The sequence below is a fragment of the Microvirga sp. TS319 genome (genome assembly GCF_041276405.1).
In the GTDB taxonomy this organism is placed as follows: domain Bacteria; phylum Pseudomonadota; class Alphaproteobacteria; order Rhizobiales; family Beijerinckiaceae; genus Microvirga.
On sequence record NZ_JBGGGT010000001.1, the window covers coordinates 266250 to 291123 of the forward strand.

Consider the following 24874-nt stretch of genomic DNA (forward strand, 5'->3'; position numbering starts at 1 on the left):
CGGCGATGCTGATCGATCTCACCGGCAGAACCGCAATCGTCACCGGAGGCAGCGAGGGCCTCGGAAAGGCGATTGCGGCCCGCCTCGCAAGGTCGGGCGCACATGTGGCTGTCCTGGCCCGGCGCGAGGAGGTTCTGGACGTCGCCGTGCAGGACATTCGTCGGGATGCCGTCGGCCAAGTCGCGGGGCTTGCCTGCGACGTGACCGACAACTGCCGTGTGGAGGAGGTTGTCGCCGCAATCGTCGCCGAGTTCGGTGCGGTCGACATCCTCGTCAACAACGCGGGCAGCTCAAGTCGCAGCCGTTTCGAGGAGCTCAGCCGGGACGGCATGATCGCCGACATGGACCTGAAGCTCTTCGCCGCCGTCAACCTCGCCCAGAAGGTCGTGCCGGGCATGAAGGAGAGGCGCTGGGGGCGGATCATCAACGTGGTCAGCGCTAATGGGAAAGCTCCGAAGGCTGCCAGTGCTCCGACCACCCTGAGCCGTTCCGCTGGAATCACCCTGACGAAGGTCATGTCCCAGGAGCTCGCGCCGTGGAACATCCTCGTCAACGCTCTCTGCGTCGGTGTCATCAAGAGCGGGCAATGGGCGGGTCGGCACAGGCGCGATGCACCGGACATGCCTTTCGAAAAGTACCTTGAGCCGCATGCGCGTCCCGTGCCGCTTGGACGGTTCGGGGAGCCCGAGGAATTTGCCAATGTGGCCTGCTTCCTCGCATCGGATTCCGCATCATACGTGACCGGTACGGCCATCAATGTCGATGGCGGCTTGTGTCCGGTCACATGAACATTCAAACAAAGGGGGATCATGTCGTCATGAATTTCGAACTCACCAGCGAGCAGCGCAGCATCGTCGGCACCATTCGTGAGGTCACGCAGGGCGAGTTCAAGGGACGAGCCCAGCGCCACATGGACGGCAGCTTCCCGTGGGAGAATATCCGCCGGCTCGCGGAAATCGGGGTTCTCGGCATGGCGGTGCCCGAGGAATACGGCGGCTCGGGGATGAACGTCTTCGACACGGCGCTGGTGCTCGAGGAGATCGCCAAAGGGTGCTATGTCACCGCCATGGCGGTCCTTGGCGAAGTGGGGTCGCAGACCCGCATCATCTCGACCTATGCTCCCGAATCCTTCAGGCGGCGCATCCTTCCGGCCGTTTGCAGCGGCGATGCGATCCTGGCGATCTGCATGACCGAGCCGCATGCCGGTACGGATGTCGCCAACTATCGCACGAACACCACCATCAAAGGCGACAAGGCCATCGTGAAGGGCGTGAAGACGCTCATCAGCCGCGTGGACGAGGCCGCCGCTTTCGTCATCTTCAGCCGTATCGACAATCAGCCGGGGCGTGAGGGCATCGGCTGCGTTCTCATCGAGAAGGGTACGCCGGGTCTTGAGGTCACGGCCCGTTACCACACGATGGGCGGCGAGAACCTGGCGGAGGTGCAGTTCAACGATTGCGAGATCCCCCTCGAGAACGTGGTGATACGGGAGGACGGCTTCCGCAAGCTTCTCTCCGCCTTCAACACGCAGCGTTGCCTCAATCCCAGCATCTCGCTCGGACTCGCGGAAGGCGCGTTCGAGGAATCGGTGCGCTATGTCCGAGGACGCACGGCCTTCGGTCGGCGAATAGGCGATTTCCAGGGAATGCGCTGGAAGCTTGCCGAGATGTATCGTGACATCGAGGTCGGGCGCAGCATCCTCTACCGGGCCTGTGCGAGCGCGAATCCGTTCCCGGATCCGCATCAGGCCGCTCTTGCCAAGATGTACTGCAATGAGATGTCGATCCGCGTGACCAGCGAGGCGATTCAGGTCCACGGTGGATACGGCTTCACGGACGAGTACGCCGTGTCGAGACTCTACCGCGGGGCCCGCTACGGTACCCTCGGCGGGGGCACGACGGAAACGCTCAAGGATCTCGTCGGCAAGAGGATCGTGGCGGATTTCGATGAGGTAGACGGTTTTCTGGGAATGGGAACGTTCTGATGAGCATGGCATATGGGAATGCTGGAGGTGGGGTGCAGGCATCGGCAGCACCGGCTCATCAGGCTTATCCCTTCTCTGGTCTGGTGGTCCTCGACCTGTCCCATATCTACAATGGTCCCTACGCCACCTTCCTCATGGCGATGGCCGGAGCCGAGGTCATCAAGATCGAGCCGCATGGCGGCGAGCATCTCCGGGTGCGCGCTGCTCTCGGCGGGGCCGCTCTGCCGTTCGCCATGCTGAACGGCAACAAGAAATCGGTGACGCTCGACCTGAAGGCCGAGCGCGGACGCGATCTTTTCCTGCAGATGGTCCGCTCAGCGGATGTGCTGGTGGAGAATTTCGCTCCGGGCGTGACAGAGCGGCTCGGCATCGGGCCTGAGGTGCTGCAGGCCGAAAACCCGCGCCTGATCTACGCCTCCAGCACCGGCTATGGCCGCTCGGGGCCTTATCGCGATTATCCGGCGATGGACATCACCGTTCAGGCGATGTCCGGTATCATGAGCATCACCGGCTTTCCTGACAACCCTCCGGTGAAGTCCGGTCCTGCACTCTGCGACTTCTTCGCCGGCATCCATCTCTATGCCGGCATTGCCACGGCATTGTATGAGCGGGAAAAGACAGGGAAAGGGCGCCTGGTCGAGGTTTCCATGCAGGAGGCCGTCTATGCGTCGTTGAGCTCCAATCTTGCGCTCTATCACGGTAACGGCGGCAACGTGCCGGTGCGGACCGGCAACCGGCATGGAGGGTTGGCGGAAGCGCCGTACAACGTCTACGCGACCAATGACGGGCATGTGGCCATCATCTGCAACAACAACCGTCACTTTCATGCCTTGCTGAAGGCGATGGATCGCGAGGACCTGAAGGGCGATCCCCGTTTCCAGGATCTCAAGTCGCGCGTGGCGCATATCGACGATATCGATGCGCTCGTCACCGATTGGACCCGGCAGTACACGAAGGCTGAGCTTGTCGAACGGCTTCTCGCCCATCGTGTTCCTCACGCGCCGGTTCGCGACCTGAGCGAGGTCATCAACGATCCGCACATGCATGCCCGCGGCAGTTTGCGATGGATCAATCATCCGCAATATGGCCGCATCGTCGTGCAGAACAGCCCGATCCGGTACGAGGGGGTGCCACCCATGCACCTTGAGCCGAGCAGTCCGCTCGGAGCCCAGAACCGAGAGGTTTTTTGCGAGAGGCTGGGTCTGTCGGAACAGGAGTTCGAACAACTTCGCCGTGAAGGCGTAGTCTGATCCAGGAAATCTACAGCGTCGGACGTGAAATCGAACTCACCCCCGACGCTGTCAGTCTATGGTCTTGAGCATCGTTTCACGCAAAACCGGGTCCCACTTTTGCGTCCGATGCTCTAGCGCACCGTGCGAAAAGTGGATTCCACTTTTCGGGTCCGATGCCCTAGAAAAGTTTCCCAAGGAAAAGGCGGTGACACATGGTCGCCGCCCCTTCCTCGTCATCCTCAATGGTCAACAGGGGCATCAACGACCAAGAGGGGAGGCTGCCCAGCCTCGGCGGCCTCCTTCTGGAGCGCTGCGACGTCGATGTCATTATACGGAATCCCCGTGCGCTTGCGCATGGCTTCGAGGCGGGACTCCATTTCGCCCGGCATCAGGATCTCCTCGAAACCTTCAGCCTTGGGGCAATCATGCACGCGCTGCACGAGCGTATCCATCCGCTGGCGGAACTCCTCACCGGTGACGAACAGGTCCGGCTTGATCGCGAGGAAGAAGTGACCGACATCCTGAGGACGGTCGAACACTTCGAACTGGTTGGCGACGTCTCCCGCATAGGCGGCTCCGGACAGGACACCGCCGAGAATATCCATCAGCATGGATAGGGCCGAGCCTTTCGGGCCTCCGATCGGCAGCACGACGCCACCGTTGAGGGCTGCGCTCGGATCGGTCGTTGCGCGGCCGCCGGCATCGAGTGCGTAGCCGAGGGGGATTTCCTGACCGAGCTTCGCCGCGCGCCGAATCTTGCCGCGGGCGGCGACAGCCGGCGACATGTCGAGCACATACGGCACCTCAGAGCCGCTCGGCACGCCGGCGGCAACAGGGCTTGTGCCGAGCAGGGCCTGACGGCCACCCCAGGGTGGCATTGCCGGCGAAGCATTCGTAAAGACGAGCGAAATGAAACCTGCCTCGACCGCCTGAAGCACATAGCACGCGGCCATCCCGAAATGCGTGCTGCGCCGGGCTGAAACGAGGCCGATGCCAAACTCCCGCGCCATCCCGATCGCTTCGGCCATGGCGCGCGAGGCGACCACGAACCCGAAGGCATTCTGACCGTCGAGAAGCCCCGCAACAGGGGTCACCTTCCGCAAGGAAAGCGATGGCTTCGCATTGATCAGCCCACTGCGCACGCGCTTCAGGTAATGGGGGAGATACTGCAAGCCATGAGTATCGACGCCGCGTAGATCGGCTCTGACGAGGCAGTCCGCGACAGTTCTCGCATCGTCCTCAGGCAGGCCATTGGCCACCAGAATGCGCGCAGCGAATGCTCTTGCCTCGTCGGCTTTCGCATAGAGCCTTTTGGGTTGCGGATTGGGTTGTGTCGCAGCGGCGATCGTCATGGCATGTCTCCCTTGCTGGCTTAAGTGCGGGGGCTAGAACCCATAGAGGCGGGCAGGGTTCTCGACGAGAACCTGCCTCATCAGATCGACGCTGCCCATCCAGGCGTTGAGCCTGTTCAGGGCGAAGCCATCGTCATCGGGATGAAAGGGCTCCATGCGGTTCGGATCCCGTGCGATGCCCGGCCTTGTGCCGGGATGAGGCCAGTCGCTCCCCCACAGGAGACGCTCGGGATTTACCCTCGCCAGGATATTCGCGATCTCGCCGGCATCCGCATGGCCCGGCAGATCCGAGATGCGGCGCGGTGCCGAGAGTTTCACATAGGCTTTCCCTGAATGCATCAGAGACAGCAAGGCTGCGAGGTTCGGCTGGTCCGGCCCTTTCACGCCCTTGATCCGTGCGAAGTGATCGAACACGATCGGCACGGGAAGACCGGAGATGACGTCGTGCAAGGCAGCGACGATACCCAGATCGGCATAGATCTGAATATGCCAGCCGAAGGGCGCCGCCCGCGCGGCGGTCTCCTCGAGATGCCTGCGCGCTGCAAGAGGGTCGGTCACGCCTGCCGTCTCGAGGTTGATCCGAAGACCCCGGATGCCCGCCTCGTGCAAGCCGCGCAATGTTTCCTTTGAAGCCCCTGCATCGATGACCGCCACACCTCGGGCCTTGCTGCCCAGATGGTGCAGAGCGTCGAGCATGCAGGAATTGTCGGTCCCATAAGGGCTCGGCTGCACGATCACGATACGATCAAGCCCTAGCGCCTGCTGATGGGCAATCAATTCCGTGAGAAGGGCGGGGCCCGGCATGTAGAGCCGGTCAGGAGACAGGGGAAAGCGGTCATAGGGACCGAAAACATGGACATGGCAGTCGCAAGCGCCTGCCGGAACCTCGAAGTCAGGTCTGGTATGCTCCACCCCGAGCACGGGACCGGTTGCACCATCAGGCAATACACTCACGGCTGAAGTTCCGCGACTTGGCGCGCACGCTGCGTCGCCGCTCCGAGCAGGAACGCGAGGTCCGTGCCGGTCGACACGTATCTGGCGCCCATCTGCACGAACTCGGCAACAAGATCCTGGCGCGAAGAGAGGCCTCCCACTCCCGCATGCTTGCCATGCTTGCGACAGGCGGCGAGGGTCCGCTCGTATGCCTCGCGGACCCTCGGGTGATCGAACTGGCCCGCCACATCCATGTCGGCCGTCAGGTCGTTGGTCCCGATCAGGGCAAGATCCACCCCCTCGACCGCCATGATCTCCTCTGCATTCAGCACTGCCTCAGCGGACTCGAATTGCACGATGACCATGGTAGCCTCGTTCATGGCCGCGGAGGCCTGAGCCGCCGGGAAAGAGCGGAACTGCAGATGCGGCAGTCCTCCCGAAACGCCGCGCTGACCCAGCGGAGGGAACTTTGCGGCATTGACAATGGCCCGGGCCTCTTCAGCGGTCCTAACGTCCGGCGCGATCACGCCCATTGCACCACCGTCCAGAGCACGGGCGATGTATTCGGGCCTGTTGGCGGGAACTCGCACGAAGGGAGCAATCCCCGCTTCGAGCGCCATCATGCAGATCTGGCCGGTGGTGTCGAAGCTGAAGCTCGAATGTTCGAGATCGACGTAGATCGAGTCGAAGCCTGCGGTCTTCGCGATTCGGACGATCTCGACCCCCCGAACCAGACGGGCGGTCATCGACGAGACCACCTCGCCACGGGCCAGTTTGCTTCTAAAGTTATTGTGCAGGATGCTTGCAAGATCCGCCGCCATGACATTTTCCCCGAGGCAGGTTTCATTATCGCAAGAAGTGAACCTCAATCCCGAAACAGGTCCAATCATATCCTCGGGTGAAACTATAAACGGCTTTTATGTGGGTTGTGCCAGGGAATCTTCGCTGTCTTATTGGGACTCCATGCCGCCTCGCCGGGGCTTTCCCGCAAACGGTCGGTCTCAGAGTTTCAGATAATGCGACGTCAGTCGACGACGGGGGCGCGCGCGTTCAAGGGCAGGCATTGTGATCGCTTCGTGATCCTGCTCCGCATCCGGGGATCAGCGAGGGACGGGACCTCATCGCAGCCAAACGATTTTTGCAAGGCGATCAAGCGAAACGGCCGGCCCGAGACGATCGTCATCGACGGCGGCCAGACCAATCGAGAACGCATCCTTCCGTGTGATGCGGAGGGCCGGCAGCAAGACTGTCCAAGACGCTGGTTCAATCCGATCAGGATCCGACAGGGTCAATACTTCGATAGCCGCATCGAGCACGATCACCGCACCGTCAAACGCCTTTTGCGATCGATGTTCGGCTCCAAGTCCGCTGTCAGTGCACACGTGGTTCTGAGCGGGGTTGAGATGGTTCACATGAAGAGCAAAGGACAGGCGAAATACGCCGGTGCGTCATAACCGTCCCTCGCCGAGCAGCTCAATATCCTAGAGCATCGGACCCAAAAGTGGAATCCACTTTTGGGATCAATCCAATGCTCCACTCCTTAGATGAGCGCATCGTGCGAAAAACCGGGTCCACTTTTTCGCACCATGCGCTAGCTGCGTGAGGCGTGCAGATAGAATAACCCTCTTTCCATGCCCATTCAAAATTCGGGACAGAGCCCTCCTTATTCGCGCTGTGAAATGCCGCGTCGGACGCAAAAGTAGGGGCCGGTTCTGCATGAAAAGATGCTCGCGATCACAATGTCAAAGCATCGGACGTGAGTTCGATTTCACGTCCGATGCTGTCGTCGCGCGCGGCGGATGGTTGGGCTTAACCTTATTGCTGTAGCTTCGTGCGCAGCTCCTGCATCGAGCGGTGGACCTCCTCAAGGTCTGCCACGTCGAAGCCCTCTGCCAATGCGGGGGAATGCTGAGCCAGGCGCTCGCGCAGGACGCCCGTGTAGCGCGCGCGGCGATCTGTGCCGATGACGAGGCCATTCTTTTCCTCGAAGTGCCGGTTCCACGCGACTGCCTCCTCCTGCGATACGGACGATGGCAGGTTCAAAGATAGAACACCGTCGGCAAGCTGCACTGGATAGCCTCCGGGCAGGCCGTAAGGCCCCGGAACATGGCCTGTCCATGAACGCCCTTCCGCGAGGGCGAGGATCATCGGAACGCCGCTGGCTCCCGAGATGTCGATCACCGGTTCCGGCGTCAGCTTCACATCCCGGAAGGTTCCGAACACATCGCTGATCTCCCGATCATCGATCCAGACCCGCGGCGCCGACCCGGTGCGCGCTTCGGGCGGCCGGCGCCATGCAGCGAGATGCTGGTAATGGGCGAGGACCTTGATGCGGTTCCTGTCGGTCAAATTGTAGTCGGCCGCGAAGACATTGGACAGGATCGCGACATTGCCCATGCCGCAGATGACCTGATGTCCGAGCGCGTTAATCAACCCGTTCACGACATCCGGAAAGCTGCAATTGATCAGGGGAGCGGTGATTCCCAAGCGCGTCATGGCCTCTGCTACGCGGGAGCTGAGGAGCGCCTGAAAGACGGCGGTCGCGCTTAGCCCCCCCTCTTGGACGAGCTTGCTCCAGGCATCGTGTGATCCGGCAATCACGGATGAAGTCTGCACGGAAGCAGCCTGCACAACGACTGCTGGCTTCGTTTCTTCCAGCAGTTCGGCGGCGGCACCCTCGCCGAGAAGATCGGCTTCACGCGCGACGACAGTCACAGGTGTGTTGAAGATCGCGGCCCGTGCGCCAGCTGCGACTTTCAACCATTGCAGGCGCTCGCGGTTGCGGCCCGCAAGAACCACGCGGGTGGGGGCGCTCGCCGTGGCTGCGATGTCGAACAGGATACGGGCAGCAAATGCGCCGGTTCCTGTCAGGAGGATAGTCGGTTCCGTCGTCATCTCAGGTTCCTTTCGCGAGCCTGTCCCAACAATCGTCAAGGCTCCTGGAGAGTTTGTGCTTCATGATGCGCTGGCTCGGGGTACGCTCGAACTCGTCGACGACGGCAATGTAGCGCGGGTTCTGGTAGCTCGCGAGGCGAGTGGACAGCCATGTGGAGATCTCCGCAGGACGAACGCTTGCGCCGACCTTCGGCTTGATGAAAAGCTTGATATCCTGCTCGCCGATCTCTGCCGCAACGCCGATCATGGCACAATCCTCTACGGACGGGTGGTCGGAGGCAATGCGCTCGACCTCCCAGGCGGAGACATTCTCCCCGCGAGAGCGGACGCTGTCGGTCATGCGGCCGTGGAAGATCAGATTGCCTTCCGGATCGTACGTGCCGAGATCGCCCGTGTACAAGGCGCCGTTCCGAAGCGTCTTCTCGGTCGCGGATGGATTGTCGAAATACCCTGACGAGATTGCGCCCGGCAGCGAAGTGCTAACCACGATTTCTCCGCGCTCGCCCTGAGGTACGGGCCTTCCATCGGCATCGAGAAGTTCCACCGTGAACCATGGCACGGGATCTCCGACCGAGCCTACGATACCCTTGTCGTTGAACGTCGTGATGCTGGAGGCTTCCGTCATGCCGTAGCATTCACGGATCTGAACGCCGAAGCGGCTTTGGAATGCCTCCCAGATATCGCCGGGACAGCCTCCGCCCCAGGCGATCCTCACGGCATGGTCACGGTCCATCGGAGATTCAGGCTGCTTGAGAAGGATCTGCAGGATGCCGCCGAGATAGTGAATGTGCGTTGCATTGTAGTCGCGCACCTGGCTCCAGAAGCGGCTCGCGCTGAAGCGATCCACCATCGCAAGCACCACGCCGTGGGTCATGGGCAGGCTCAGAAGCTGGGCGCCGCCGATATGGTAGAGCGGCTCCCACACGAACATCACGTCGCCTGGACGAGAGGCTGCGACGAGGCTGACGCCTTCTCCTGCCAGCCGGATCATCCGGTTGGAGACGATCACGCCCTTTGGCTGTCCGGTCGTGCCGGAGGTGTACATGATGGCGAAGGGCGCGTCCAAGGCAGGCGCCGGTTCCGTGAAGGGGGCTCCCGTGCTCAGAGCCTGAGCCAGGCGCGGGTGATCCTCCGCTTCCCCGTGAATGAGGAAGCCCTCGCGGGGACGCTCCGCTTCGCATTCGACGATCGTCGGCAGGAGATCGGCATCGGCAACCACGAGAGCCGGCTTCGAGTGATTGATGATGTATTGCAAGCCCTGGCCGCGCTGCTGGGCGTTGAGCGGAACCCACACGAGGCCGGCCTTGGCGAGGCCGAAGACCACAGCAAGAGTTTGCACGCTGTTGCGCATCATCACGGCAACATGGTCCCCGGACTGCAAGCCGCGGGAGCGCAGCCAGGCGGCCAGGGCGGATGACTGGGAATCCAGCATGGCAAAGGTGACGGGGTCTCCATTGAACCGAGCGAAGATTCCATCGGGGTTCTTGTCGGCATGCTGCCGCAGGAGATCGGCGAGACAGATATTATCGAGTGACATCGCAAGTACTCGGCTTGTGAGTTTTAAGTCGTACGGCGGAAACGTTCCGCAAGGAGGAGGAGAACGGTGACGATCACGAAGACCACGACGGACACCGCAGCGAGCGTCGGATTGAGCTGTAGGATCATGTCGTCCCACATCTGCTTGGGAAGCGTCGTCTTAATGCCGCCGCTGACGAAGATCGCAATCGTGAGCTCGTCGAAGGAGGTGATGAAGGCAAACAGGAAGGCCGCGACCAATCCCCCTTTCACGAGAGGCACCGTGACGAGAAGCAGGGTTTTGAGCCGGTTGGCTCCAAGGACTGCCGCCGCCTGATCGAGACGCCAGTCGTAGTTCTTCAGGATCGCCGTGATGGTCACGAAGGCGAAGGGAAGGGCCAGGACGGTGTGACCGATCACGAGGCCGAGGTCCGTCGCGACGAGACCGATCTGGGCGAAGAGATAGAACAGGCCGACCGCTATGATGATGCGCGGGACGATCAAGGGAGCAAGGAACGTCGCGAAGACGAGCCCACCCCAACGGGTGTTGGCGCGGGCCAGCGCCAGTGCCGCAAGGCCACCGATGAAGGTCGCGCAGATCGCTGTCGCGGCAGCCACGCCGAAGGAGCGCAAGGTGGCGGAGAGCCAGACGGGCGACGAGAAATAGGTCTCGAACCACTGCAGGCTGTAACCCGGAGGCGGGAATTCCAGGAACTGCGAACTCGTGAAGCCGATAGGGATCACAAGGAGAGTCGGCAACACCAGAAACACCAGGGCCAGCGTGCAGTAAATCGGCAGCAGCCGGCTCGTTCCGCGCACTCCGATCACCCGTCGGACCGCATCCGCCAACATGGCGCTTACCTTGGCGACGGCCCTGAGGATGCTGAGACCGAGCAGGCGCAGGCGCCCGGCTCCGCCGTTCTGTGCCGAGGTGTCGCCCGAGAGCGACGAGAGGCCGAACAGACGGTCATAGATCCAGACGGTGACGAGTGCTGCCACCAGCATCATGGCCGCAAGCGCGCCTGCGAACGCCCAGTTGAGGAGCTCCTGCACCTGCGTGATGATGAGCTGCGCCAGCATCGTCTCACGTCGTCCGCCCAGGAGGGCTGGCACGATGAAGAAGCCGAGAGAAGAGATGAAGACGAGCAGGCCACCGGCGGTCACACCGGGCAGGGAGAGCTTGAAATATACGAGCCAGAAGGATTGAGCCGGTGCTGCGCCCAGCGCCTGCGCCGCCTGGATCAAACGCCGGTCGATGCCGATCATGACAGGCAGCATGGTGAGCACAGCGAGCGGAACCATGGCATGGACCATGCCGACCATGACGCCGAACTCGTTGTAAGCAAGGGGGAGCGGATGGGAGAGAATGCCGCTTCCGGTGAGCATGCTGTTGATCACGCCGGTGCGTCCGAGCACGACCATCCAGGCGAAGGTCTTCACAAGATAGCTCGTCCAGAACGGTACCATCACGAGAAGTACCATGCGCTCCCGCAATCCCTCCTTTAGCCCAGCTAGCCAATAGGCGAGGGGATATCCGAGCAGCACGGAGAACAGCGCCGTATTGGCGGCGATCTTGAACGTAATCCCTAGTACCTGAAGATAGACGTCCGTGTTCGCAATGCGGGCATAGGTTGCAACGCTGAGAGCGCCACTCGCCGGGTCCTGCACGCTCAGGGCCAGAAGGCGCAGGACCGGGTACAGGAAGAAGATGGCCAGGAACGCGAGTCCCGGCGCGGCAAGCCAAAGTGCATTGGGACGAAGAAGTCGCTGTCGGAGAGGGATGGCGGGAGCGGTGATTGCTGTCATGCTTGCGGTTCCCTTACCGTTCATGGCACCAGAACCGCCGCATCCGGGTTCCAGCCCAATGTTGCGCGCTCTCCATAGGCAGGAGCTGGCTGGCCCGGCGGCAAGCGCACGATCACCGTTGCACCCTCGTCGAGATCGACGATGAGACGCGTCTCGGAGCCGGCGTAAACCGCATCGGAGACTCGGCCGGTGACGGTGTTGCCTTTGTCGCTACCGAGGCTGATCTGCTCAGGACGGATCACGATGGCGGCTTCTGCGCCGGTGTATGATGCGCCTGCGGGCAACTGGAACTTTCCATGTCGTGTTGCGAGGCGGGTCTCTCCGTTCGAGCTATCGACCTGCCCGCGGAAGATATTCGAAATTCCGATGAAGTCTGCGGCAAAGGCTGTCGCCGGGCGCGCATAGATCTCGTGGGGCGAACCAAGCTGCTCGATCCGGGCATGATTCATCAGGCAGATGCGGTCGGAGAGGGCGAGCGCCTCCTCCTGGTCGTGAGTCACGTAGATGATAGTGGCGCCCGTCTCTCGATGCAGCTGTTTGATCTCGATCTGCATGTGCTCGCGTAGCTTCTTGTCGAGGGCGCCCAGCGGCTCGTCCATGAGGATGATCGACGGCTGGTACACGAAGGAGCGCGCAAGTGCGACGCGCTGTTGCTGTCCGCCGGAAAGCTCACGCGGGAAACGTGCGGCGAGATGGTCGAGCTGCACCATCGTCAACACGTCCTTGACCCGCTGCTTGATATCGGCTGCGGACATAGCTCGCATCCGCAGGGGAAATTCGATGTTCTCGGCAACGGTCAGGTGAGGGAAGAGCGCGTAGTGCTGGAACACTAGGCCGATATCGCGCTGGTGAACGGGAGTCTGCGTCTGGTCGCGGCCATCGATGAGAATTCGCCCCGAGGTCGGCTCGACGAGGCCGCAGATCATCTGCAGCAGCGTCGTCTTGCCCGAACCTGATGGTCCGAGCAACGTCAGGAACTCTCCCGTCGGAACGGTCAGATATGTCGGCTCCAGGGCCGTCACGGCGCCATATTGCTTTGACAGACCTTCAATGATCAGCTTCGGCGCAGTCGCGCCATTCTTCGCTACTGTGCTCATCGTAGCGCTTTCCTTCCCTAATCTCGAAATCGTGCGCGGGTACGGTGTTGAATGGACCCACGACGTCCGCCAATTCAAAAATGCAACAGATACCGGCTTGTGCAGAGCCCACGTGCGCCGTTGGCACCGGCTCGCAACGGAGCCGTCGGGCGTCAGCAAAGGCTCACGCGCGTCCGGTTCTCAAATTCCAATCCGGTCCTGCCGAAGGTGCCGCCGCCTCTCATGTTCTCCACGGATTGAAGCGACGGCACTTGCCATTAGGTCAGGAGCCAGCTGTTGAAACGCTCGGTCACAGCAGCGCGGTTCTCACTCCACCAACTCTCGTTGGCGACCCGCATCTTCTTGAGGTTCTCGGGCGATGTCGGCAGAATCTTCGCCCGATCCGCCGAGATGCTCTTATAGGCATCGAGATTGGTCGGGCCATAGGCCAGGACTTCCGTGTAGGCGGCCTGCCGATCAGGCGCGGAGCAGAACTTGATGAACTGCTTCGCGGCATCCGCCCGCGGGCAGCCCTTCGGAATCGCCCAGCCTTCAATCGAGTAGAGCCCCTGATCCCAGACGATCGTCGCCGGTGCGCCACCGTCGATCGCCGATTGCAGGCGTGCGTTCCACCCGCTGATGATATCAACCTCCCCGCTCTGCAGGAGCTGTGTCGATTGCGCGCCTCCGGTCCACCAAACAGCGATGTTCTGCTTGATCTTGTCCAGGCTCTTGAACGCTCGGTCGACATCGAGAGGGTAAAGCTGATCAATGCTCACGCCGTCAGCCATCAGAGCCTGCTCAAGCGAGTCGATGGGATTCTTGCGCAGGGAGCGGCGGCCAGGGAACTTCTCCACGTTCCAAAAATCGGCCCAGCTCTTCGGTCCATTGCCCTTGAACTGATCGTTCCGGTAGGCGAAGACGGTGGAATATACGTCCGTACCCATCCAGTAATCGGTGATGGCTTCAGGCATCAGGCCGGGAGCGGCATCGCGGGTGAAGCCGATAGGCTCGAGAAGGTTCTGCTTCACCAGGATGTCCCGCGCCGAGAGCGTCAGCGTGCAAACGTCCCAGGTGTAGGACTTCGTCTCGACGATGGCCTTGAACTGGGCGGTAGGCTCAGCCTCGCGGGCCACGTTGACGACCTTGATCCCGGTCGCCTTCTCGAACGGATCGTAGAAGGCCTTGCGAAAGGCCGGGCCGAAGGGGCCACCGGGATCGGCGACGGTGATCGTCGTTGCCGCAAGGGCCCGGCCGGTGAGGCCCGGCATTCCGAGGGCCAGGGCCGCGCCACCTGCGGTCTTGAGCAGGTGTCTCCGATTGATGATCAGATTGGTATTGCTCATGTGCATCCTCCAGTTTCGCAGGTCCTTGACCTGCATTCCCTCGTGGTGTGGCGGGGCTTTAGCCCTTCTTTGCCGCTGCCTTGCGAGCCAAGAATTGTTCCATCATCCGTGCCGGTTCGCCGGATGCGTATGCCTCGCGCTGGATGCGAATGCCGGCTGAAAGGCAGTCGAGGAAACCTTCCTCCGTCATTTCGCGGAAACGCTGTCGGTCCAAGCGCATCGCGACCGGTGGCTTGCTCGCGAGGTGTTCTGCAAGGGCGAGCGATTCACTCATCACCTTTTCCTGCGGCACCAAGCGGTTGATGACGCCGATGCGGTAGCACTCGTCCGCATCCATCATGCGCCCGGTCAGCGTGAGATCAATGGTTCTTGCGAGACCGATGTGCTCCCGCATGATCCAGGGACCGGTGGTGCTGGCGATTCCGGAATTGATCTCCGGCTGACCCATGGTTACGCCGGGATGGCCGACGCGGAGGTCGCAGAGGAGGGCCACCTGGAAGGCCGAGCCCGCGGCGACGCCGTTCAGCGCCGCGACAATTGGTTTCGAGAGCGAACGGATGCGGTCATAGAGGCGTCTCCACTCGCCCATCCATTGCTCAGCACGGTCGGGGTTGAAGGTCTTCGTTTCGTTGAGGTCCTGACCGGCGCCGAAGGCACGGTCGCCTGCACCGGTGAGAATGATCGCGCGAACCTCCGCATCCTCCTCCATGGTCGTCAGGGTGGCGGTCAACTCCTCCCGCATGGCCGAATTCCAGGCGTTCAAAATCTGGGGGCGATTCAAGGTGATGATTCCGACGGCACCCCGCCGCTCCCTCAAGATAAACTCAGCCATAGCCCGGAACCTCCTGAAGTTTTATTGCAATGCAATAGTTGTTATTGTATGTTCCGCTCAACTTAGTGCTATTGTCAACTCCTATTGAGATTTTTATCGAGACCGTTCAGATGAGAGGGAGTTCGAGGATGGCGATCAGCAAAACGAAGGCGGCCGACGAAGAAGAGCCGGCAAAGCGCGGCCGTGCCACGGATCCCCTGATGGTGATGTCTGTGGAAAAGGCTTTTCGTGTACTGTCCGTCTTCGATCACCACAGCACGAACCTGAGCCTTTCTCAGATTGCCGCGGCAACCGAGATGGATGTGAGCGCGGCGCAACGCTTCACGCACACGCTGACCAAGCTGGGCTATCTGCGCAAGGACCTCGATACGAAGCGGTTCGAGCTGACAGCCAAGACACTGCAACTTGGTTACTATTACCTGCGCAGCAATCGCCTCGTAGAGCGGGCAATGCCCTATCTGTTGCATCTGTCCAAGGAGACGGAGGAGACGGTCAACATGACCGTGCTCGATGATACGGAGATCATCTTCATCTCCCGATTCATGAGTCGGCACATGCTGAATACGAACGTGATCATTGGCTCTCGCATGCCGGCCTATTGCACCGCTCCAGGCATGGCGATCCTGTCGCGCCTGCCGGAGGATGAGGCCGTTGCGATTCTCGAACGCTCCGACCGAAAGGCATACACGCCGTCAACGACGTGGAAGCTCGACGATCTCGTGAAGAAGCTGCGCGTTTCGCGGGAGCAGGGATACGCCACCGCTTTCGATGAGTTTTATCGGGGCGACGCGTCCATCGCCGCAGCGGTTGTCGCAGCAAACAATCGCCCGGAAGGCGCAATCAACATCGCTGTTCCGCTCTCGCGCTTCTCGCCCGAGGCAGTCGTGGAGCGCTTCGCCATGCATATCATCTCGGGAGCGCATTCCATCTCATCCACATGAGGTGAACTCCGTCTGGCTGATTTTCGAGCCGACTTGCCGACAAACCAACCGCCTTTTCCTTGACAGCCCTTTTCCGACAATCTTACCATTCCACAAAACTTATTGCATTGCGATAAATTCGTGGTGGGACGGAATGCCAAACGAGCCAAAGCAGAAGGTGCATCAAGGCCAGTTCGTAAGGGCTGTCTCCCGCCAAGGCGCAACGCTGCGTCTGACAATCGACGGAGAAATGGTCGAGGCGGTCGAAGGCGACAGCTTGCTTGCGGTTCTTCTGCTGAACGGAAGAGCTGTCCGACATCTCGAATTCGGTGGCGCACCGCGTGCCGGCTTCTGTCTCATGGGAGCCTGTCAGGATTGCTGGATCGCACTCGGAGACGGCGAGCGCGTGAGGGCCTGCACGACTCCCGCAGCCCACGGCATGGTCATATGGACCGATCTCCAGAAGGCCCAAGCCCATGCGTAATGTGGTGATCGTCGGCGGCGGTCCGGCAGGCATACGAGCGGCATCCGTTCTGGTCGGGGCAGGCCTGAAGCCCATTCTCGTGAACGAGACGAGGCAGGCAGGAGGCCAAGGCTATCGAGCGCCGGCGAAAAGCCTTGCTCTCGATATCAAGTCTCTGATGGGCTCCGAAGCGGGAAAGTACCAGCGCCTCCATTCGCTCTTCGCGTCTCTCCAAGAGCAGATAGATTATCGGCCTGGCACTCTCGTCTGGGGCGTGCATGATAAAGTGTTGCACACCTCGTGCGACGGAGTGGCGGGTACGATCCCCTATGACGCCCTGATCCTCGCAACCGGTGCCACGGATCGGACCATGCCTCTGCCGGGATGGACACTCCCCGGAGTCTTCACCTTGGGCGGCGCGCAAGTGATCCTGAAGGATCAGGGATGCCTGATCGGAAGCCGCATCGTTTTTCTCGGAAGTTCGCCGCTGCTGTTTCTGGCGGCGCTGCAATACCACAAGTCCGGCGCGTCGATTGCGGCGGTCGTGGACACGACACCGCTTTCCGCCAAACGAGCTGCCTTGCGCGATCTGGCAGCAAGTCCGCGCACGCTGGCGCGGGGCGTGATGTACCGTGCGGCGCTCCACATGGCCGGCATTGCCGTCATCGACGGTGCGACGCCGCGCGGAATCGACGGTAAGACCCATGTCGAGGGTGTGCGGATCACGGACGGCCGGGGCCGCGAAAGGCGCATCTCCTGCAATGCCGTCGCATATGGCTACGGCCTTAAGCCGGAGACCCAACTGGCTGAACTCGCCGGCGCCCGCTTCCAGTTCGATCCGGACTTCCGGCTCTGGCTGCCGGAAATGGACGCCGATGGTCGGGCCGGGGACAATCTCTATCTAGCCGGCGATGGAAGTAGGATCGGAGGAGCGGACGCCGCGGAGGCGAGCGGTGCGCTTGCGGCTCATGCGCTGCTTGCAGACATGGGCCTGCCACATCCGGCGTCCGAGTTGGAACCCCTCCGACGGGAAGTCGAGCGCCTGCGGAGATTTCAGCGAGGGCTCGCGAAGGCTTTCGCATGGCCGGTTGCCCAGGCCGCGGCCCTTCCCGACGAAACCATCGCTTGCCGATGCGAGGCGGTGACCGTGGGAGAAATCCGCGCCGCCTTGCATGCGCCCTTGGGTCCGCGGGAGGTCAACCGCGTCAAGGCGATCACACGTTGCGGCATGGGCCGGTGCCAGGGGCGCTTCTGCGGTCCGGCACTGCAGGAGATCGTGGCCGAAGCGTGCGGCACGCCAATTGCGGATGCCGGTCGGTTGCGTATGCAGGCGCCGGTAAAACCCATTCCCCTTCACGCAGCTGCGGAGATGGAGCCATGACGACAAAGGCGCGGGTTGTTGTTGTCGGTGGCGGACTTATCGGTACATGGACGACGCTTTTCCTCGCCAAGCGCGGATTGGATGCGATCCTGATCGAGAAAGGCATCGTCGGCGCCCAGTCCAGTGGCGTGAACTTCGGCAACTTGCGTTTGCAAGGACGCTATCCAGGGCAGTATCCGCTGTCCCTCAGGTCGCAGGCGCTCTGGGAGGACATCGAAGAACTCATCGGCGACAGGTGCGAATTCGAGAGAACCGGTCACCTCTATGTCGCGATGAACGAGGCCGAGCAGGAGAAGTTGGAGCAGCACGCACGCGTCGCCGAGAGCCATGGGCTCTCAATCGAGCGGATCGGACGCGATGAGCTTCGCCGCCGTTGGCCATGGTTGGGGGAGGGGCCTCAGGCAGCCACCTATTCGGCGCGCGATGCGACGGCCAATCCTCGTCTCGTATCAGTCGCTGTCGCCCGAGCCGCACAGCGCTTCGGCGCTGAAATCGTCGAGAATACGCGCGTGAAGGAGGTGCGCCGGAGAGGAGCCGGTTTCTCCGTGGAAGCCGATAGCGGACGCGTGGTGGATTGCGACGCGGTGGTGAACTCCGCAGGCGCCTGGGCTCTGAATATTGCGGAAGCCTTTGGCGAGACCGCACCTATGTTCGCAGCCGGGCCTCCGCAATTCGTGACCGAGCCTGTTCCTTATCAGGTCACGCCTTCCGTGCAGGCCGTCGACGGCTCCGTGATCTTTCGCCAAATTCCGCGTGGCAATGTGATTTTTGCGGGCTACCCGCGCACGGCGGCCGATCCGGTACTCAACCGCGCTCCCGTGCCGCCTGAGAAGACTCTCAATGGTATGCGCAACCTCATGAAGATCGCGCCGTTCCTGAAATCGGCGCAGGTCATTCGTGTTTGGTCCGGCATCGAAGGTTATTTACCCGACATGCTTCCGGTTATCGGCGAGAGCGAGACGACGCCTGGCTTGTTTCACGCCTTCGGATTCTGCGGTCATGGCTTTCAGGTAGGTCCCGGGGTGGCTGCGGTGCTGGTCGATCTCATCGTGAGTGGCAGGACTGCCACGCCGATCGATCTTTTCTCCATCAATCGCTTCAAGAATGCGGTTCAGGTCTCAGACAAGCTGGCGCGTGAGTTCGACGGGCCGATTGCTGCAGGCAGCCGGGCAAGGTAAAGGCAATGGGTACGCTGCTTTATCTCTCAAGCGAAGACATTGCCGGACTCGACCTAAAGCCCCGGGCCGCACGTGAAGCAATTGCACGTGCCTTTCGCCTGCATGCTGAGGGTAGGGCCCACGTTCAACCGAAGCTCACCGTGCAGGTCGGCCCGGGGCACTTCTTTCAATCACTCTGCGCCGCCATGCCCGACCCTCCCTTCGCGGCGACGAAATGGGTGGGCGTTGCCGCCGCCAACAGTGCGCGCGGTCTGCCGAACGTCAATGGCCTGATCGTGGTGAGCGATTTCACGACGGGAGTTCCGGTAGCGGTTCTCGACGGAACGAGTCTCACGGTGCTGCGCACGGCTGCCATGTCGGCGCTGGCTGCTTCCTATCTCGCACGCCCAGACAGTTCCACCATCGGCTTCATCGGATGCGGCGCCCAAGCCTATGGGCATCTCGCCAGCCTTCGGGATGTACTGCCTGGACTTCGCACGGTTGTGTGCAACTCGCGTGGACGCTCATCCGCTGAAAAGCTCGCGGTCTATGCTCGTGAAAGCGGCCTCGGCGCCAAGGTCGTGGATTCGTCGGACGAAGTTCTTGCCTGTGACGTGGTCGTCTCGACGGTTCCCGCGCAGCCCGGTCTCGAGCCGTTCCTCGACGCCTCGCTCCTGAGGCCCGGCTGTTTCGTCGCTGCGGTCGATCTGGGCCGTCCCTGGCACGGCGAGGGGCTGCGCTCTCTCGATATTCTCGCCACAGACGATCATGGTCAGGCAGCGGACCCGTCGAACCGTGCCAAGCTCCGCTACCCGGGTCCTTTCGATGCTGACCTAGCATCCCTCGTGGCTAGGACTGCTCCCGGCCGCACGGATGAGAAGCAACGCGCCATGTTCCTATTCCCCGGCTTCGCTCTCGGCGACCTCGCCATCGCGGCCGAGGTGATCGCCGAAGCCGGCCGGACCGGTTGCGGACTACGTCTTCCACTGTGAGGGAGAAGAGCCTTGGCTAACATCGCCATCGTCGGAGCAGGCGTCATCGGAGTTTCATGCGCAGCCTTTCTCCAGCGGGACGGACACTCCGTTACGATCTACGATCCTTTGCCACCCGGAGAAGGATGCTCTTTCGGCAATGCAGGAAGCATTGGCCCGGGCTCCGTGGTGCCGCTGTCCACACCGGGCATCGTGCGGCAGGCCGCCTCATGGATTGCCGATCCCGATAGTCCCTTGTGGATCGACTGGCGCTATCTACCGCGTGCCATGCCTTGGCTCGCCAGGTTCATCGCGGCGGGAGCCAGCCCGCGCATCAACGGCATTGCAAAGGCGCTTCGCGCGCTCCATGCCGATAGCTTCACACACTACCGAACGCTTTTAGGTGACGATGCCGGAAGCCTGCTCAATGTGTCCGGTCAGCTCTACCTCTATGAGAGTGATGCAGCTTTCGCCAAGGATGCTCTCGGTCGAGAGCTCAGGGCTTCGCTAGGAATTCGGTCGGAGACTTTGAATCCCGACGAAATCCGCCAGTTGGAGCCTTCGCTGAAACCTCGGTTTGCGAAGGCGGTCTACCTTCCCGATTCCAGCCACTGCAGCAATCCACATCGCCTCGTAGCAACCATTGCCGAAGATATCTCTCGGAACGGAGGACGCTTCGTTCGAGCGTCGGTCAAGGACTTCGAGCAGGATGCCGGACAGGTCCGCGCTATCGTAACGGATGCCGGACGCATGGCGTGCGATATGGTGGTCATCGCGGCCGGCGCGTGGTCTCGGCGGTTGACAGGCCGGCTCGGTCTCAGGATCCCGCTTGAAAGCCTGCGCGGCTACCATGTGATGCTGCCCATGCCGGAGACGGCTCCAAAGCGCCCACTCTATCCACTGGCCGCAAAGATCATGATGACGCCGATGGAGCATGGTCTTCGGATTGCGGGGACGGCGGAGATCGCTGGTCTCGACGCACCGATGAACGAGCGGCGTGCCGCCGCCCTCGCAAAGCTTGCGAAACGCTATTTCCCAGATATGACCAGCGACCCCATCTCCGTTTGGATGGGACACCGCCCCGCGACACCTGACTCCCTGCCGGTTATCGGTCCGTCATCTCAGTACAGGAACGTCATGCTTGCTTTCGGCCATGGTCAGACAGGATTGATTGGCGGCGCAACAACAGGCCTTCTGGTCTCTGACTTAGTTGCAAGCAGGAAACCAACAATCGATCCTTACCCTTACCGGGCAAGCCGCTTCTAAGGACGTCTGATCTGAGCGTAGACCTAATCGGTAACCCGGTCGCCTGTGTGGACGGGCCGCACAGGCCGATGCGCGCTCGGGGCCTTATACCAAGTCCTGCTGATCATCATTGGTGCGCCCACTTGTGCAAGCCGATGGACATGATGGTCCGGCTGAACGATCAGTTTGTTCCAAGCCCCACAGCGGTGGGCGATCTTGTTCTTCTGGCCGATGCGCGCCTCGTCAGCAGACCGGATCTCTACGGGCTAGAGCATCGGACGTGAAAAGTGGAATCCACTTTTGGGATCGAATCCGATGCTCCCTTCTTGGAGCGAGCGCATCGTTCTTGCGAAAAACCGGATCCACTTTTCGCTAGCGCGGCCCGCCGGGTCCGCACGATGCGCTAGCCATCGGCCTCGTTGGTCGCGACCTCCTCCAGACGCGTGGGGAAATCCTTAAAGCAGCCACGACCGCTTCGCCCTTGGCATGCACGACCGCTTCGCTCTTGGCATGATGGCGTGGCCGGGCTGAGGGCTTGCGGAAGCTCAGAGCCCACAGCTCACGGCTGAGCGGCTGCTTGGAGATCCGGATACAGTGCTCCGCCCAGAGCCCCTGCATTAGGTCGGCGTGACACCAGCGCACCACCCCGTGGTCGGCTCGCGATCCAGCCTGTCTCCATCATCTCGCTCAGGCGATGACGATGCTCGCCGTTCAGGATCGAAAGCTGTCCCGGCGCTTTGCCGTCCAGTGGCCCATCAGGGCTGATGTGGCTACAGCATCGGACGTGAAATCGAACGCACATCCGATGCTGTAAGTCACCGTTTTCGAGCACCGGACGCAAAACCGGTTCCCGCTTTTGCGTCCGGTGCTCTAGCGTCGGATCAGGAGCGGAATCCGAAGGGCACCAATCACCGGACCTTCAAAGACAACGCTCGTCCCTGTTTGACCCCGAGGAGAGACTCCATGACCTGAGAAGCTGGCGCGCCACTCGGCAGGTGAGGTACTGTACCCCTGGTACGACCTGACGACCTTTGTACTGCTACGCGCCGTGCCGGGTGTTGGCTGCCTGCTGTCTACCGTTACCCCGTCGAGCCTCGCAGATCCTTCAATGCATGCCGCCCTGTCATTGAGGACGGGAGCACCATAGCGCGCGCAAAAATAGCGCGGGGGATCTGAGCGACAAGATTCGATCGCTCGATGCCTGCCCTGCCGGGAATGCAATTGTCCGATGCCCGGAATCTCGCCGAGCATCGGGTTCGTTCGATTCCCGAACGCCACTCCAATCCTGGAGAATAATGGGAACGATCGCTTTCGCTCAGGGAAGGAAACTCAATGAGAGCTCTGATCAGAACCGCACACTTGGTGCCTTACGTGAGTGCTCTGCTCGCCAGCACGACGCTCTCTGCTTTTGCAGACATGTCGAGCGCCGTTCGAACGACTTCGCAGCAAGTGAAGGGGCTGCAGGCTCCTGCGGAAGTGATCGTCGATCATTGGGGCATTCCGCACATCTACACAGCCAGCCAGCATGACGCCTTTTTCATGCAGGGATATAACGCCGCGCGCGACCGGCTTTGGCAGATCGACCTCTGGCGCAAGCGCGGCCTCGGTCTGCTCGCAAAGGACTTCGGTCCCGATTACGCGGATCAGGACCGCGCTGCGCGCATGTTTCTCTACCGCGGCGACATGGACAAGGAATGGGCCTCCTACGGACCCAATGCCAAGACCTACACCGAGGCTTTCGTCGAAGGCGTCAATGCTTTCGTGCAGGAGGTCCGCGACGGCACCCGGTCTGCGCCTGCGGAGTTCAAGATCGCCGGAACGCAACCCGACCTGTGGAAGCCGGAGGATGTGGTTCGCATCCGCAGCCATGGCCTGACGCGCAACGTGGTCTCGGAGGTCAGGCGTGCGCAGGTTGCGTGCGCGGCCGGTCTCGATGCCGACCGCCTGCGCACCAAGTTCGAGCCCGACTGGCAAACCTCGATTCCCGCCGGCCTCGACCCGTGCTCGATCCCGAAGGACGTCCTGAAGGATTACGAGCTCGGTACCCAGGATGTCACGTTCTCGGCGTCGCGGAAGAAGGCATCCTTGGACACGCATGAGGAATTCCTCAATGAGGCCATGGCCAATGTCGACCGGATCGGTTCGAATAACTGGGTTGTCTCGGGCTCGCGGACGGCTACGGGACGGCCGATCCTGGCGAACGATCCCCACCGTGCCCATGGCGTGCCGTCCCTGCGCTACATCGTGCACCTGAATGCGCCCGGCATGTCGGTGATCGGCGCGGGCGAGCCGGCCCTGCCGGGCATCTCCATCGGGCATAACGGCAAGATCGCCTTCGGCCTGACGATCTTCGCGATCGACCAGGAAGATCTCTACGCCTACGAGCTCAACCCGAACAATGTCAACCAGTACAAGTTTCGCGACGGCTGGGAGGACATGAAGGTCGTGCGCGAGACGATCGATGTCAAAGGTGAGCAGCCCCGCATTGTCGATCTGCTCTTCACCCGCCACGGGCCCGTCTTGGCAAAGGACGATGCGAAGCAGCGGGCCTTCGCCATGCGCTCGGTCTGGTTCGACCCCGGCACATCGGCCTATTTCGGCTCGTCGGACTACATGACAGCCCAGAACTGGAACGACTTTCTGGAGGCAATGAACCGCTGGGGCGCTCCGTCGGAGAACCAGGTCTATGCGGATACGGATGGAAACATCGGCTGGATTCCCGGCGGTCTAACCCCGAAGCGCGTGAGCTATGATGGCCTGATGCCCGTGCCCGGCGACGGGCGCTATGAATGGGATGGATTCATCCCCATGTCCGACCTGCCGAAGGAATACAATCCTTCCAATGGCTTCTTCGCAACCGCCAATCAGAATAACCTTCCGCCCGACTACCCTGTGAACGAGCGCAGGATCGGCTTCGATCAATGGGCCGATCCGGCTCGCTTCCAGCGCATCACGGAAGTACTGCGGGCAAAGCCGAAGTTCACCCTGGCTGACGCCATGGACCTGCAGAACGACGATGTCAGCATGCTGGGCCGCAGGCTGATCGCCCTGCTCAAGCCCGTGCGATCGGAGGACCCGAAAGAGAGGTCCGCCCTCGAGTTGATGCAGAACTGGAATGCGATGGAAACGGCCGACAGTGCCGGGGCCGCGCTCTTTGAAGTCTGGACCAGCAAGCATCTCGGCCGGGCGACGATTGCCGCAACGACGCCTGAACCGGCCCGCGCCATCATCGGCAATGGTAGCCTCTCGGCCATTGTCGCTTATCTGGAGAAGCCCGACCAAGCTCTCGGCGCCGATCAGGCTGCCGCACGGGACAAGGTCCTGCTCCAGAGCCTCTCGGCCGCAGCCGAGGAGGTCGGCAAGTTGCTGGGCGAGGACATGGCGCAGTGGAAATGGGGCAACCTGCATCAGGCCGAGTTCAACCACGCCTTGAAGCCGCTTGCGGATAAAGCCACCCAAGCCCAGATGACCGTCGGGCCACTCGCAATGGGGGGCGGCAATAACGTGCCGCATGCAGCGGGCTACAGCACGTCGACCTTCAAGGTGACATCTGGAGCATCGTTCCGGATGGTTCTGGACGTCGGCAACTGGGACAACAGCCGTGCGATCAACACGCCAGGCCAATCGGGCAATCCGTATAGCCCGCACTATCGTGATCTCGCGCCCCTCTGGGCGACGGGCGACTACGTCCCGCTTCTTTACTCCCGGGAGGCCGTGGAAAAGGCTGCAAGCGAGCACCTTCAGCTCTCGCCGAAGGATTGATGAG

At 61.6% G+C, this 24874-nt stretch carries 19 protein-coding genes and 1 pseudogene; 11 read left to right on the forward strand and 9 right to left on the reverse strand.

The window, feature by feature from the left end:
- The first annotated feature begins 5 nt into the window (after nucleotides 1-5).
- Genes AB8841_RS01170 through AB8841_RS01180 form a run of 3 tightly spaced genes read left to right on the forward strand, consistent with a single transcriptional unit; the run spans nucleotide 6 to nucleotide 3234 of the window.
- A complete protein-coding gene (locus AB8841_RS01170) occupies nucleotides 6-788 on the forward strand; it encodes an SDR family NAD(P)-dependent oxidoreductase (RefSeq protein ID WP_370434057.1) in 783 nt (260 codons plus the stop codon).
- Between the two features lie 29 nt (nucleotides 789-817).
- Nucleotides 818-1984 (forward strand): acyl-CoA dehydrogenase family protein, encoded by a 1167-nt coding sequence (locus tag AB8841_RS01175; protein WP_370434058.1) that lies wholly within the window; start codon nucleotides 818-820, stop codon nucleotides 1982-1984.
- Entirely contained in the window at nucleotides 1984-3234 is a 1251-nt protein-coding gene (locus AB8841_RS01180) for a CaiB/BaiF CoA transferase family protein (RefSeq protein WP_370434059.1), read from the forward strand. The genes AB8841_RS01175 and AB8841_RS01180 overlap by 1 nt, the downstream gene beginning before the upstream one ends.
- A 221-nt stretch (nucleotides 3235-3455) precedes the next feature.
- Here the strand turns inward: AB8841_RS01180 and AB8841_RS01185 are convergent, their stop codons facing one another.
- From AB8841_RS01185 to AB8841_RS01195, 3 genes are read right to left on the reverse strand one after another with little or no spacing between them, the layout of a single operon-like run.
- Nucleotides 3456-4568 (reverse strand): Ldh family oxidoreductase, encoded by a 1113-nt coding sequence (locus AB8841_RS01185; RefSeq protein WP_370434060.1) that lies wholly within the window; start codon nucleotides 4566-4568, stop codon nucleotides 3456-3458.
- A 33-nt stretch (nucleotides 4569-4601) separates the two neighbouring features.
- Nucleotides 4602-5522 (reverse strand): amidohydrolase family protein, encoded by a 921-nt coding sequence (locus AB8841_RS01190; protein ID WP_370434061.1) that lies wholly within the window; start codon nucleotides 5520-5522, stop codon nucleotides 4602-4604.
- Nucleotides 5519-6322, reverse strand: coding sequence for an HpcH/HpaI aldolase/citrate lyase family protein (locus AB8841_RS01195; RefSeq protein WP_370434062.1), 804 nt, complete (start codon nucleotides 6320-6322; stop codon nucleotides 5519-5521). The genes AB8841_RS01190 and AB8841_RS01195 overlap by 4 nt, the downstream gene beginning before the upstream one ends.
- Nucleotides 6323-6603: 281 nt before the next feature.
- Between AB8841_RS01195 and AB8841_RS01200 the strand changes: the two are divergent.
- A pseudogene (locus tag AB8841_RS01200) lies at nucleotides 6604-6955 on the forward strand (DDE-type integrase/transposase/recombinase); the annotation flags it as partial.
- A 361-nt stretch (nucleotides 6956-7316) separates the two neighbouring features.
- Here AB8841_RS01200 and AB8841_RS01205 read toward each other — a convergent pair.
- From AB8841_RS01205 to AB8841_RS01230, 6 genes are all read right to left on the reverse strand, one after another.
- Entirely contained in the window at nucleotides 7317-8396 is a 1080-nt protein-coding gene (locus AB8841_RS01205) for a hypothetical protein (RefSeq protein WP_370434063.1), read from the reverse strand.
- 1 nt (nucleotide 8397) lies between these two features.
- Entirely contained in the window at nucleotides 8398-9933 is a 1536-nt protein-coding gene (locus AB8841_RS01210; protein ID WP_370434064.1) for an AMP-binding protein, read from the reverse strand.
- A gap of 23 nt (nucleotides 9934-9956) precedes the next feature.
- Nucleotides 9957-11717: an ABC transporter permease subunit gene (locus AB8841_RS01215; RefSeq protein WP_370434065.1), complete on the reverse strand. Its 1761-nt coding sequence runs from the start codon at nucleotides 11715-11717 to the stop codon at nucleotides 9957-9959.
- Between the two features lie 20 nt (nucleotides 11718-11737).
- A complete protein-coding gene (locus AB8841_RS01220) occupies nucleotides 11738-12814 on the reverse strand; it encodes an ABC transporter ATP-binding protein (RefSeq protein WP_370434066.1) in 1077 nt (358 codons plus the stop codon).
- Nucleotides 12815-13071: 257 nt separating this feature from the next.
- Nucleotides 13072-14139: an ABC transporter substrate-binding protein gene (locus AB8841_RS01225; RefSeq protein WP_370434067.1), complete on the reverse strand. Its 1068-nt coding sequence runs from the start codon at nucleotides 14137-14139 to the stop codon at nucleotides 13072-13074.
- A gap of 58 nt (nucleotides 14140-14197) precedes the next feature.
- Nucleotides 14198-14971: an enoyl-CoA hydratase/isomerase family protein gene (locus AB8841_RS01230; RefSeq protein ID WP_370434068.1), complete on the reverse strand. Its 774-nt coding sequence runs from the start codon at nucleotides 14969-14971 to the stop codon at nucleotides 14198-14200.
- Nucleotides 14972-15015: 44 nt separating this feature from the next.
- On the opposite strand from AB8841_RS01230, the gene AB8841_RS01235 reads away from it, so the two are divergent.
- From AB8841_RS01235 to AB8841_RS01265, 7 genes are all read left to right on the forward strand, one after another.
- Complete coding sequence (locus AB8841_RS01235) at nucleotides 15016-15912, forward strand: IclR family transcriptional regulator (RefSeq protein ID WP_370434069.1); 897 nt, start codon at nucleotides 15016-15018, stop codon at nucleotides 15910-15912.
- 133 nt (nucleotides 15913-16045) lie between these two features.
- A complete protein-coding gene (locus tag AB8841_RS01240) occupies nucleotides 16046-16375 on the forward strand; it encodes a (2Fe-2S)-binding protein (protein ID WP_370434070.1) in 330 nt (109 codons plus the stop codon).
- Complete coding sequence (locus AB8841_RS01245; protein WP_370434071.1) at nucleotides 16368-17735, forward strand: FAD-dependent oxidoreductase; 1368 nt, start codon at nucleotides 16368-16370, stop codon at nucleotides 17733-17735. Before AB8841_RS01240 ends, AB8841_RS01245 begins: the two co-directional genes overlap by 8 nt.
- Nucleotides 17732-18913: an NAD(P)/FAD-dependent oxidoreductase gene (locus AB8841_RS01250; RefSeq protein ID WP_370434072.1), complete on the forward strand. Its 1182-nt coding sequence runs from the start codon at nucleotides 17732-17734 to the stop codon at nucleotides 18911-18913. Before AB8841_RS01245 ends, AB8841_RS01250 begins: the two co-directional genes overlap by 4 nt.
- A 5-nt stretch (nucleotides 18914-18918) precedes the next feature.
- Nucleotides 18919-19884 (forward strand): ornithine cyclodeaminase family protein, encoded by a 966-nt coding sequence (locus AB8841_RS01255; protein WP_370434073.1) that lies wholly within the window; start codon nucleotides 18919-18921, stop codon nucleotides 19882-19884.
- 12 nt (nucleotides 19885-19896) lie between these two features.
- On the forward strand, nucleotides 19897-21129 hold the full coding sequence (locus AB8841_RS01260; RefSeq protein WP_370434074.1) for an NAD(P)/FAD-dependent oxidoreductase: 1233 nt from the start codon (nucleotides 19897-19899) through the stop codon (nucleotides 21127-21129).
- A 1311-nt stretch (nucleotides 21130-22440) separates the two neighbouring features.
- Nucleotides 22441-24870, forward strand: a complete 2430-nt coding sequence (locus AB8841_RS01265) for a penicillin acylase family protein (protein ID WP_370434075.1) — start codon at nucleotides 22441-22443, stop codon at nucleotides 24868-24870.
- Nucleotides 24871-24874 lie beyond the last annotated feature (4 nt).